The organism is Acinetobacter sp. C13, assembly GCF_016809775.1.
GTDB lineage: Bacteria > Pseudomonadota > Gammaproteobacteria > Pseudomonadales > Moraxellaceae > Acinetobacter > Acinetobacter pittii.
Genome location: NZ_JAFBJL010000001.1, coordinates 692177 through 704866, shown reverse-complemented (window position 1 = coordinate 704866; position 12690 = coordinate 692177). Strand labels below are relative to the sequence as shown.

The 12690-nt window shown below is 41.1% G+C and carries 10 protein-coding genes; 5 read left to right on the top strand and 5 right to left on the bottom strand.

What is annotated here, in order from left to right; all coding sequences use genetic code 11:
- Positions 1–9 precede the first annotated feature (9 nt).
- The 4 genes from JGE69_RS03440 to JGE69_RS03425 all read right to left on the bottom strand — a co-directional run bounded on the left by JGE69_RS03440 (position 10) and on the right by JGE69_RS03425 (position 4737).
- Positions 10–1293: a DcaP family trimeric outer membrane transporter gene (locus JGE69_RS03440; protein ID WP_199113217.1), complete on the bottom strand. Its 1284-nt coding sequence runs from the start codon at positions 1291–1293 to the stop codon at positions 10–12.
- Positions 1294–1569: 276 nt separating this feature from the next.
- Positions 1570–2241, bottom strand: a complete 672-nt coding sequence (locus tag JGE69_RS03435; RefSeq protein ID WP_039765718.1) for a class I SAM-dependent methyltransferase — start codon at positions 2239–2241, stop codon at positions 1570–1572.
- Positions 2242–2314: 73 nt separating this feature from the next.
- Positions 2315–4009, bottom strand: a complete 1695-nt coding sequence (locus JGE69_RS03430; protein ID WP_199112308.1) for an AMP-binding protein — start codon at positions 4007–4009, stop codon at positions 2315–2317.
- A gap of 110 nt (positions 4010–4119) precedes the next feature.
- On the bottom strand, positions 4120–4737 hold the full coding sequence (locus JGE69_RS03425; RefSeq protein ID WP_032056423.1) for a TetR/AcrR family transcriptional regulator: 618 nt from the start codon (positions 4735–4737) through the stop codon (positions 4120–4122).
- A gap of 144 nt (positions 4738–4881) precedes the next feature.
- On the opposite strand from JGE69_RS03425, the gene JGE69_RS03420 reads away from it, so the two are divergent.
- The 5 genes from JGE69_RS03420 to JGE69_RS03400 are packed head-to-tail and all read left to right on the top strand — an operon-like array spanning position 4882 to position 11395.
- Positions 4882–6054 carry an isovaleryl-CoA dehydrogenase gene (locus tag JGE69_RS03420; RefSeq protein WP_199112307.1) on the top strand — a complete coding sequence of 391 codons (1173 nt, stop codon included), beginning with the start codon at positions 4882–4884 and terminating at the stop codon, positions 6052–6054.
- Positions 6055–6078: 24 nt separating this feature from the next.
- Positions 6079–7680 carry a carboxyl transferase domain-containing protein gene (locus JGE69_RS03415; protein ID WP_199112305.1) on the top strand — a complete coding sequence of 534 codons (1602 nt, stop codon included), beginning with the start codon at positions 6079–6081 and terminating at the stop codon, positions 7678–7680.
- A 9-nt stretch (positions 7681–7689) separates the two neighbouring features.
- Positions 7690–8493 carry an enoyl-CoA hydratase/isomerase family protein gene (locus JGE69_RS03410; protein WP_199112303.1) on the top strand — a complete coding sequence of 268 codons (804 nt, stop codon included), beginning with the start codon at positions 7690–7692 and terminating at the stop codon, positions 8491–8493.
- 11 nt (positions 8494–8504) lie between these two features.
- Complete coding sequence (locus JGE69_RS03405) at positions 8505–10496, top strand: acetyl/propionyl/methylcrotonyl-CoA carboxylase subunit alpha (protein ID WP_199112301.1); 1992 nt, start codon at positions 8505–8507, stop codon at positions 10494–10496.
- The gene (locus JGE69_RS03400; RefSeq protein WP_199112299.1) at positions 10493–11395 is read left to right on the top strand and encodes a hydroxymethylglutaryl-CoA lyase; all 903 of its coding nucleotides are present in this window, start codon (positions 10493–10495) and stop codon (positions 11393–11395) included. The genes JGE69_RS03405 and JGE69_RS03400 overlap by 4 nt, the downstream gene beginning before the upstream one ends.
- A gap of 251 nt (positions 11396–11646) precedes the next feature.
- Here the strand turns inward: JGE69_RS03400 and JGE69_RS03395 are convergent, their stop codons facing one another.
- Positions 11647–12588, bottom strand: coding sequence for a LysR family transcriptional regulator (locus JGE69_RS03395; protein ID WP_064784467.1), 942 nt, complete (start codon positions 12586–12588; stop codon positions 11647–11649).
- Between the last annotated feature and the right edge of the window lie 102 nt (positions 12589–12690).

Below are 12690 nucleotides of genomic sequence, written 5' to 3'. Positions count from 1 at the left end.
TTGAATAAATTAAAAGTCATAACTCGCCATCATATTGAAGCGGTTATCAATTCCGTTACGTCCATCAAAAGTTTCTCGTTCGCCATACACATATTCGACGCCCAAGGTAATTGGTTTGTATGGGTTATAAAGTGCATTCACCCAGCCCTGCCAAATCTCTTTATTTTGGGTGGTGCTATTACGTTGTAATTCAGCAAAACGGTTATCATCTTTGGCTTTCATATAGCCATAAGCTAAGGTTGAACGAATTTGCGGTGTAAATTGATGAGTAATACCTAAAGAAACGGTGTCAAATTCATTGCTATGCATATTGTTTTGATCATCTATTGCATAGCCGCTGTTACTCCATAGTAGGAAACGCCCATCTCCTTTGACATGGTAATAATCGGCTTTGAGTAATGTATCAGGTGTAATTTGGTATTTACCGCCGAAGCCTACGCCCCAAGCGACTTCCTCATCATTATTCGTTCTCTTTTCGGCAACAAAACTACGTCCCGACAACATCGAGCCATTGGCAAATTTATGATTTAAGCGCCCTACCAACGCTGGTAAACGCATTTTATTATCTGGGTCTGAAGTCGCAGTATATTTCGGATCTTCAACCGATATTGCAAAGCTTGTATTTGCCGTTAAGTTATCGCTATAGCGAACTAGCGGTGATCTTAATAATGCACTGCCTACAAATGTGCCCGCATCAATCGTTTCCGGATAATATTCGGGTGCGATAAATGTTGACCACGTTTGACCAATAAGCCATTTATCAAAAGTTAAATAAGCATGCCGTATCCGAAACTGATCACGAGTGGCTGCGCCAAAGAAGTCCATTTCCAACTTTCCGCCCACATCACCCGCGACTGTTGGGGTTTTAAAATTCAACCCGAAACGTGTCACATTAACCGTACTGTGCAACTGGTCTTTTTGTGCAGATTCTTCTGGCGTGTTTTCAAGTGGAACACCGCTAATATTGTTATACATGGTAGATGCGCCCTTCATTTGATAAGAAGCATCTGCCCGTATATAACCATATAAGTTAAATTCTGCACCAGACTTGGTTAAACCTTGCTGTATTGGTGATACGGCTTGAGGAGTCGCTGAATTTGCTAGTTCCACTCGTCCTTGCGATAAAGATTTTTGCGCCTGCATATTAGCTTGTAACATAGCCCGAAGTTCTTTCACTTCTTGGCGAAGTTGTGCTATTTCAGGATCTGTTTGACCTGCAAAAGCGGAAGACATAAACAGGGTCACAGAAACAGCCAACAGGCTTTTTTGAACCGTTGTATTTAAAACTTTCATCATGAAATTTTCCTTTTGATCTTTAATTAGACTTAAAGATCTCGACATCCTTTTTGTTATGTACCCATCTAAAATAGGTGCTTAAAATTTGTCTTTCTTTCACAAGAAAAACCTTCGCTCATATTTTTTAGACAAAACCTCCCTAAAGCGGCCTGAAAACCACTTTTAATTTGTTTTAAGTAAAGCCAAATCTTCTAATTCTTTTCAGTTTTTATATTCTCTTCCTCATTGAGAATATGCAGGTTTTATATCCGTATTAACGCTTTCCCAAATCCATTATTTTTTTGCAATAAACCCTTGATACGTCAAAATCTGCGTATAAGGATGCACACTTTCAAAACCAGTTTTTTCTAAAAGTTTTATATATCCTTCAGTGGTTAGGCTAAAAAAGTCTTGCGCCATACGCTCTAACATTTTTTGACATTGTTCTTCTGTTAAGCCTTGTGCCAAACATAAATAACGTAAAGCTTGAAGATGCTGTGGATTTACACACGTCATTAAATCGTAGGTCAGTAAAATCGCTTTTTCTTTTAAGCGATCATAAATACCCTTAAAAAAAACAGGTTTTATGTCATCTGCAATAAAATGAGCCACGAGAATAGAAAGTGCAGCATCAAAGCAATTCTCAAGAGGTAAAGCTGACGTTTCACCGTGAACAAAGGTGACTTGAGAAGATTTATCTAAAAGTTCAACCTGTTCCTGAGCTTTTTGCAGCATAGTCAAAGATGGATCAACTGCTGTAAATTTCCAGTTTGGATGACGTTTAAGTAAATATTCGAGTTCATACCCCGTGCCACAACCCACAATTAAAATATGAGCATTTGGCGGCAACACTGATTGCAAAATGGCATCCACCTGTTGATGGATCACTTCATAACCCGGAATTAATTTACGAATATGTTCGTTATATCCTTCGACTACCTTTGGGCTATTAAAGTCTTTTGCCATTTTGCTTATATCCTCTATTTAAACTACCTTTCAATTTATAGTTTGCTGCACTTTGATCAAATTTTTGACTTCTTTAGTCAAAGACATTTCCTGTTAAATTAAGTTCAGCTCGCATAATTTCCTGCAATTTAAACTTCTGCGCTTTGCCTGAAGCTGTCATTGGAAACTCATTAAAGAATCGGACATAGCGCGGCACTTTATTATGAGAAATATGCTCTTTGCAGAATTGGCGAATGCTGTCTTCATCAATTTGATGATGCTCATGCAAAATAATACAAGCACAGAGTTCTTCGCCATATCTGGCATCTGGCAAGCCAATGACTTGGACATCGCTTACATCTGGATGAGTGTATAAGAAATCTTCAATTTCTTTTGGAAAGAGATTTTCCCCACCACGAATCACCACATCTTTAATACGGCCTTTAATTTTAATGAAACCGTCTTGGTCCATTTCGGCAATATCACCTGTATGCATCCAACCAGCTGAATCAATCACTTCACGGGTCTTTTCTTCTTCGCCCCAATAACCCGCCATCACTGAATAACCGCGAACGCATAGCTCGCCCAAAGTTCCTTGCTGAACAATCTGCCCTTCTAAATCGACAATTTTAATTTCAACATGCGGATGAACATGCCCAACTGTGCTTACTCGTTTATCAATCGAATCATTTACCGAACTTTGTACACTCACAGGCGAGGTTTCAGTCATACCATAACAAATCGTGATTTCAGACATGTGCATGCGGTCTATAACCCGCTGCATAATTTCTCTTGGACAAGGACTACCCGCCATAATGCCCGTTCTTAAGCTCGACAGGTCAAACTCATTAAACTGTTCATGTTCTAAGGTTGCAATGAACATGGTGGGCACGCCATAAGCTGCCGTACAACGTTCTTGATGAATCGCTTTTAAAGTTTCTAAAGGATTAAATACCGCCGATGGATAAACCATGGTTGAACCATGCGTAACGCAGGCTAAATTCCCCATCACCATGCCAAAACAATGAAACAATGGCACAGAAATACACACTTTATCTTGAGGGGTTAAACGAATACCTTCCCCCACAAAATAGCCATTATTTAAAATATTATGGTGGGTCAACATGGTCCCTTTAGGATTACCCGTTGTACCTGAAGTAAATTGAATATTAATGGTTTCATCAAACTGAAGTTGCTTGGTTAATAGTTTTAATTCTTCTAGCTGTTCAGGAGTTGGTGTAGTGACTAAATCACTAAAGCGATGAATACCCGTATGATGCTGATCATCAATTTTAATGACAAATTTTAAATGTGGTAGTCGAGCTGAACTCAGCACTTTATCTGGACTGATAGTTAACTCAGGGGCAATTTTTGTGAGTAATTCTAGGTAATCAGTCGTTTTGAATTGAGAAGCAATAATCAATCCTTTGCATGAGACTTTATTCAACACATATTCAAGTTCATGGCTTTTATAAGCTGTATTGAGATTGACTAAAATAATCCCTGCTTTAAAAGCTGCAAATTGGGTTACCGTCCATTCCACACAATTAGGCGACCAGATCGCTAATCGATCACCTTTTTTTAATCCCAATTTTAAAAGGCTACAAGCAAAAGCATTTACTTCATCCTGTAAAGCTTTGTAGGTTAATCGTCTGTTTTGATGAAAACTAACGATTGCTTCCTTTTCAGCATATTGCCGACAAGCCTGATCAAATTGTTCACCAATGGTCATACCCAATAAGGGCTGTGTGCTTGGTCCCGAGGCGTAGCTTAACCGTTCTTGTTGCATTGAATCATTCTCCTTGATTCTTCTAATTCTCTTCTTACCTGATCTAATTGTTGTTACTGCAACTATTTTTCTAAACCGCCTTCTTTGTGTTGTTTTATCCTTTATATGCCCTATTTCCTCTGCACAGCATCTACACAAAAGTCAGCAATCTGTTTTGAAAAATAGTCTTTATGCGCATGATCAAACTTTGTATTTTGAGCTGGGTCTAGGGGTTCAACCACCACATAGGTCATGGCACCGACAACACAAAGTGCTGCTGTATTTAAATCATCCAAGACAAACTCACCACTTGCATTTCCATCCGCAAGTATTTTTTTAATACTTTGTTTAATCAATTGCTTCACACGAAAACGCTCATGTTCAACCGTTGAATCGACAGGTTCAAACATGAGTGAATATGCAAGCTGAGGACTATTGAGTGCCCGTTTTACAAAGGTTGCCACCGCCTTGTGTAATTTCTGCTTTGCCGATAACTCACTTTCGGTAATCGAATCAATCACCAATAGTTCTGTATTAATAGCCTCGGACAAAACCTCAATCAGCACTTGGCTCTTATTATCAAAGTAGCGATAAACCAGTCCACTAGATACACCCGCTTGCTCTGCAATTGTTTGTATTTGCGCGTCTTTAAATCCTCCCTCTGAAATTATTTTTCTGGCTGAATTCAAAATCGATTTACGATTTTGCTCCATCCGCTCTTGCATTAAAGATGATCGTTTATAGCTCATAATTTATTCTCTAACAAATAAAATGAATTGTAAATCATTTTATGAATCTGTATTCACTTTTTCAAAAAATCATTGTATGGTAATTATCAAATACCCACAAAATATTTTATGGACAACAAATATAACCAATAGGATGAAAATATCATGAACCTACGCAGCTTGAATTTCGGTCTAGATGAAACTTTAATTGCGCTTCAAGATTCGGTAGCCGCTTTTTGTGCAAAAGAAATTGCACCAATTGCCCAACAAGTTGATCAAGACAACAAATTCCCTGCACATCTCTGGAAAAAATTCGGAGATATGGGCCTTTTAGGCATGACAGTTTCTGAAGAATATGGCGGCGCTAATATGGGTTATTTAGCTCATATTATTGCCATGCAAGAAATTTCGCGCGCTTCGGCAGCCATTGGTCTTTCTTATGGTGCTCATTCTAATTTATGTGTAAACCAGATTAACCGTAACGGTAACGAGCAGCAAAAACAAAAGTATTTACCAAAACTGATTTCCGGTGAATATGTGGGTGCCCTTGCGATGTCTGAACCGAATGCGGGTTCTGATGTCGTCAGCATGAAATTACGTGCTGAACAAAAAGGTAATCACTTCGTTTTAAATGGTTCAAAAATGTGGATCACTAACGGCGGTGATGCAGATGTACTCGTGGTTTACGCTAAAACTGATCCTCAAGCTGGCGCGAAAGGTATGACTGCTTTTTTAATTGAAAAAGGCATGAAAGGCTTTAGTCATGGCAACCACTTAGACAAACTCGGTATGCGTGGCTCTAACACTTACCCACTGTTTTTTGACAATGTAGAAGTACCTGCTGAAAACGTACTCGGCGGCGTGGGTAACGGTACAAAAGTACTGATGAGTGGTTTGGACTATGAACGTGCAGTTTTAAGTGCTGGCCCTTTAGGCATTATGGATGCCTGTCTGGATGTGGTAATTCCTTATTTACATCAACGCGAACAGTTTGGCCAAGCTTTAGGTGAATTCCAACTTATGCAAGGCAAACTTGCAGATATGTATTCAACTTGGTTGGCATGTAAAGCACTCGTTTATGCTGTTGGTGCTGCATGTGATAAAGCCGACCATGACCGCAGCCTACGTAAAGATGCCGCAAGTGCCATTTTATATGCTGCCGAAAAAGCAACATGGATGGCGGGTGAAGCAATCCAGAGTCTAGGCGGCAACGGTTATATCAATGAATTCCCTGCTGGCCGCTTATGGCGCGATGCAAAACTTTATGAAATTGGTGCCGGAACTTCTGAAATTCGCCGCATGCTGATTGGCCGCGAACTTTTCAATGAAACCAAATAATAATTATAAATAAGGACGCATCTTATGAACCAATTACAAAGCAAGATTAATGTTCGAAGCGAAGACTTCAAAACAAACCAGCAAGCCATGCAAACATTGGTCACAGATCTCAAACAAGTTGCCCAGCGTATTGCTTTAGGCGGCGGTGAAAATGCCCGCCAAAAACATCTGGCTCGAGGTAAACTTTTACCCCGTGAACGTATTGATCAACTGATTGATGTCGGCACGGCATTTTTAGAAATTGGTCAATTGGCAGCGTACAACGTTTATGAAGATGATGTTCCTGCCGCAGGTGTGATTGCAGGTGTTGGTCAAGTCAACGGCATCACTTGCATGATCGTTGCCAACGATGCAACGGTTAAAGGCGGAACGTATTATCCCCTTACAGTTAAAAAGCATCTACGTGCACAAGAAATTGCTGAACAAAATCACTTGCCTTGTATTTATTTGGTGGACTCAGGCGGTGCCTATTTACCAATGCAAGATGAAGTCTTCCCAGACCGTGATCACTTTGGGCGCATTTTCTATAATCAGGCACGCATGTCGAGCCTAGGGATTGCCCAAATTGCTGTCGTGATGGGGAGCTGTACCGCAGGTGGTGCGTATGTACCAGCCATGTCTGATGAAACCATTATTGTCCGTAATCAAGGTACGATTTTCTTAGGTGGTCCTCCTCTTGTAAAAGCTGCAACGGGCGAAGTCGTGAGCAGTGAAGATTTAGGCGGTGGTGATGTTCACACACGTCTTTCAGGTGTAGCTGACCATTTAGCTGAAAATGATGAACATGCAATTGCCATTGCACGAAACATTGTTGCGAACTTAAATAAAAAACCAAACGACTTAAATAAACAAGTTGATGAACCTTTATTTGATGCAGCAGAACTCTATGGCGTAGTTCCAAGTGATGCACGTAAACCTTTTGATGTACGTGAAGTGATTGCCCGTATTGTAGATGGCTCACGTTTTGATGAGTTTAAAGCACGTTTTGGCTCAACACTGATTACTGGTTTTGCTTCACTCTATGGTATGCCAGTCGGCATTATTGCCAATAACGGAATTTTATTTTCAGAGTCTGCACAGAAAGGCGCGCACTTTATTGAGCTATGCACACAGCGCAATATTCCATTGTTATTCCTACAAAACATTACGGGCTTTATGGTTGGTCGCCAGTATGAAAATGAAGGGATTGCAAAAAATGGTGCAAAACTGGTTATGGCAGTTGCAACCGCAAATGTACCAAAACTTACCCTAATTATTGGCGGTTCGTTTGGTGCAGGTAACTACGGTATGTGTGGCCGCGCTTATTCACCACGCTTTTTATGGACTTGGCCGAACTCTCGTATTTCAGTTATGGGCGGCGAACAAGCAGCGAGCGTACTCTCGACTTTAAAACGTGATCAGATTGAGCAAAAAGGTGCTGAGTGGTCAGCACAAGAAGAAGATGAATTCAAACAACCGATTCGTGAACAATATGAACGTCAAGGCCATCCGTACTATGCTTCTGCCCGACTTTGGGATGACGGTGTAATCGACCCAGCTCAAACTCGTCAGGTACTTGGTTTAAGTTTGGCTGCGGCAATGAATGCCCCAATCCAGCCAACCAAATTTGGCGTGTTCCGCATGTAAGAGGTGTATATGAGCTATCAATTTTTACAACTCGAACAACAAGATCAGGTTGCCTATGTTTGGCTGAACCGCCCTGAATTACACAATGCTTTTAATACGACAGTCATTGAAGAGTTGCATGCTTGCTTTAAACAAATTAATACGCGTGATGACATTCGTGTAGTGGTTTTAGCAGGTCGCGGCAAAAGCTTTTCGGCAGGTGCCGACCTCAACTGGATGAAACAGGCGGGTCAGGCATCTTCAGCAGAAAATGAAGCAGATGCATTAAAACTTGCACAAATGCTTGATGCACTCGCAACACTTAAGCAACCGACCATTGCCCGCGTGCATGGTATTGCCTTTGGTGGAGGCATGGGTTTAGCGTCGGCATGTGATATTTGCATTGCAAGCACTGATGCCAAGTTTGCAACATCTGAGGTTCGTTTAGGGCTTGCTCCATCTACCATTAGCCCCTATGTAATTCGTGCAATTGGCGCAAGACAAGCCTCTCGTTACTTCTTAACTGCCGAGCGAATTTCAGCACGTGATGCCAAACAGATTGGCTTGGCCCACGAAGTTGCAGATGCTGAAGACTTAGATAAAAAAGTTCAAGAAATTATTGATGCTCTATTACTCGGTGGCCCGCATGCTCAAGCGGCATCAAAACAACTCATTCAAATGGTGAGCAACCAGACCATGAGTAATGTCTTGCTGCAACAGACAGCACATCATATTGCTCAAGTTCGTCAAGGCAGCGAGGCAAAAGAAGGTCTGAGTGCCTTTTTAAATAAACAACAGCCAGCTTGGGTTTCAAATTCGAATAACAACAATTAAGGACGATCATCATGTTTGAAAAGATTTTAATTGCGAACCGTGGCGAAATTGCCTGCCGTGTAATTCGTACAGCTAAAAAATTAGGTATTGCAACGGTTGCCGTTTACTCAGATGCAGATGCAAATGCACAACATGTAAAACTTGCAGATGAAGCGGTTTATATTGGTCAGTCCCCTGCAACTCAAAGTTATTTACAAGCCGACCGTATTATTCAAGCAGCGATTGATACAGGCAGCCAAGCGGTTCACCCGGGCTATGGCTTCCTTTCAGAAAATGACCAGTTTGCACTCGCTTGCCAACAACACAATATTTGCTTTATTGGACCGCCAGTGGATGCCATTTTAGCGATGGGCTTAAAAGCAACCTCTAAAGCTTTAATGGAAAAAGCAGGCGTTCCTTTAACACCGGGTTATCACGGAACCAACCAAGATGCTGATTTTTTAAAGCAACAGGCAGACCGAATTGGCTATCCTGTTTTAATTAAAGCCAGTGCCGGCGGTGGCGGTAAAGGCATGAGTCTGGTTGAACGCAGTGAAGACTTTTTACATGCCTTAGCTTCGTGTAAACGTGAAGCCAAATCGAGCTTTGGTAATGATGATGTCTTGATTGAGCGTTATGTGATTCAACCGCGCCATATTGAAGTGCAAGTGTTTGGCGATACACATGGCAACTATGTGCACTTATTTGAACGCGACTGCTCTGTACAACGCCGTCACCAAAAAGTGTTAGAAGAAGCCCCTGCTCCACAAATGCCAAGCGAGAAGCTCGATGCAATGCGCCAAGCTGCAATCGATGCTGCACGTGCCGTAAATTATGTTGGTGCCGGTACGGTTGAGTTTATTGTGGAACAAGACGGTACGGCGTATTTCATGGAAATGAATACCCGTCTACAAGTCGAGCACCCTGTTACCGAAATGATTACAGGTGAAGACTTGGTTGAATGGCAACTTCGTGTGGCTTATGGCGAACCTTTGCCTAAACTACAAAACCAACTCCAAATTCACGGCCATGCGCTTGAAGCTCGAATCTATGCAGAAGAACCTGAAAAAGGCTTTTTACCTGCGATTGGTAAAATTGACTATTTGCATTACCCAACGCAAAACCAATATGTGCGTGTGGACAGTGGTATTGTTGAAGGCGATGAAATCACGACCTATTACGACCCAATGATTGCCAAACTCATTGTATGGGGTAAAAATCGTGAAGCTGCGCTTATTCAAATGCAACATGCCTTAAGCCAATTTCATGTGGATGGCTTAGGTAACAACATTGCTTTTCTTGAAAAAATTGTTCGTAGCGAATCATTTAAACAAGCCAAACTTGATACCAACCTGATCCAACGTGAACAAAACTTCTTGTTTAGCCCTGAAGAAATTAAACCAGAACTTATAGTGGCCGCAGCATTTATTGAGTTTTTAAGCAAACTTAATAACAACAGCTCAAGCCAAAAACAGCTTTGGCAAGCTCAACCACTTTGGCGTTTAAATATTGCCTATCAGTACAGTATTAAACTGAATTATTTAAACCAAAATATTCAAATCAAATTTGCCTCAAATGAACATGGCTTCACCGCAGAATATAATGGTCAAAGCTACCCGATTTCAGGTCAATTGCTTGATGCGCATATGGCATCTGTTCAGATTGGTGGGTCTAAGCAAAAGCTATCTTTTAACCAAAATAAGCAAGGCATTACCTTGTTCCAAAATGGACAAAGCTATAAATTTGCTTATATTCGTCAGGACTTTAATCAAGCAGATAGCCAAGCCGATGAAGGCCACCTAAAAGCACCAATGCCGGGTGTAGTCACTCAAGTTTTGGTAAGCGCAAATCATAGCGTTAAAAAAGATGATATTTTAATGACGCTTGAAGCCATGAAAATGGAATATACCATCCGCGCCCCTAAAGACGGCGTGATTGTAGACTCTTATTTCCAAGTCGGTGATCAGGTCAAAGCTGGCGATGAACTTGTGGAATTTCAGCCTGCTCAGGAGGAAGTTGCATGAGCGAGTTTGTCAAAATTGTGGAGGTCGGTCCCAGAGATGGCCTCCAAAATGAAAAGCAGGCTTTAACCGTTGAACAACGCTTAAACTTTATTAATGACCTAATTAGTGCAGGCTTAAAATCCATTGAAGTCGGTTCATGCGTTTCAGCAAAATGGGTGCCGCAAATGGCTCAAAGTGATGAGCTCTTTAAGCTATTACCCCAAACAACTGATATGCAATTTAGCCTGCTCACACCCAATATCAAAGGTTTTGAAACTGCTCAAGCAGTAGGATGCAAAGAAGTTGCGGTGTTTACCGCAGCTTCTGAAAGCTTTACCCGTAAAAATATTAACTGCTCAATCGACGAAAGCTTTGAGAAATTTAGCGATGTCATGGCTGCAGCAAAAGCACATAACATCCGTGTACGTGGTTATGTCTCTTGTATTGTCGATTGCCCTTATGAAGGCGCAATTGCCCCTGAACAAGTGGTAAAAGTTGTTAAACGACTCTATGACATGGGCTGCTATGAAGTGTCTTTAGGTGAAACTATTGGCACCGCAACACCAGATCGTGTTCAAAAGGTTTGGCAAGCCTGCCTTGCTGAACTCGACAGCAAGGTTTTGGCTGGGCATTTCCACAACACCTATGGTATGGCGATTGCCAATATTTATCAGTCTTTACAGCAAGGTATTCGTGTTTTTGACTCATCTCTTGCAGGACTCGGTGGTTGCCCTTATGCCAAAGGAGCTTCAGGTAATGTATCGACCGAAGATCTGTTTTATTTGCTGTCACACATGGGCTTTGAAACTGGCATTGACTTAGAGAAACTGATGCAAGCCAGTCAAAATATTAGCAATGTATTAAACCGAAAAAGCTTGTCGAATTATGCAAATGCTTATTGGCAAACCAAGTGTGTCTAATCATAAATTAAAATAGCTCAGCATCTGGTATAAGGCTTAATATTAGGCAAAGTACCAGATCATGCTATCTCATCTTTATCTCATTTAATTCAGAAGTTGGGACTCAATCCCTCATGCTATTTTTTTAAAATTTATGGTTTATCTGTGTATTAAATGCCTCTCTCAATAGAAGCATTCTCTACCCTATTTTTATTCTAAATCCGTATTATTCTTCATCCTTTTCTAGTTTAGTCCTTAAAAAATTTATCTCATTATTTATAAAAATAAGATGCATCCATTTCAATTCTTGGGGAAATATATTCTTCCACCCAATCCAGCCATGCACGTGTTTTGGCATCAATAAAATGGCGTGAAGGCAACAAGGTATAAACTCCGATATCGGGCGAACGCCACTCTGGCAAGATATGACATAATCTTCCATTTTGAACCGCATCTAAAGCCGAAAACATCGGCAATAACGCGATGCCCATATCCTGTTGCACCACATCTAACAATAACTCAGGGTTATCTGCAATGAGTTGTCCGCCAATGTCGATTTGGTAAGACTCACCACTTGTATTTAATAAGTGCCAATCTGGTGTAATAGACGGGTTTACCAAGCGTAAACAGGCATGATTTTTTAAGTCTTCTGGGGACTTAGGTACTCCATGTTTTTCGAGATAAGCAGGTGAAGCACATAAAACAGAAAAAATAGTGCCAATTCTGCGTGCGACAAAACGAGAGTCTGTTAATGATTCAGTGAGATAAAGACTGACATCCACCCCTTTTGCCAACAAGTCTGGAACGTACTGTGAAGTCGTATATTCCACGGTTAATTCGGGATAATGCTTACAAAACTCGGCCATCACTGGAAAAACATAATGATGCCCAAAGCTTCCCATGCTTAATACACGTAAACGTCCTTTGGGTTTAGATGCAGTCCCTGTTACTTCTGACTCCGCTTCATCCACCATTGAAATGACTTGGCGACAGCGCTCTGCGTAAGTTGCACCAATATCGGTCAGTGCCTGCTGGCGCGTTGAGCGTTGTATTAATTTTGTACCTAAGCGTGTTTCTAGCTCGCTGATAAGACGTGAAACCTGTGCTGTGGTCAGATCCATCTGCTCAGCTGCTGCTGTGAAACTCCCGCTATCAATCACTTTCAGGAATGCATGCATTGCATGCAATAGTCCACCATCGAGATTTTTGCGCATAACGTAAATATGTTTTCCTAAATTACGGATTGTTGCACCAGTTTAGATCAACCACAATGACTAAATGTACATACATTGGCACTAATTCTTTTTAAGAAGAGG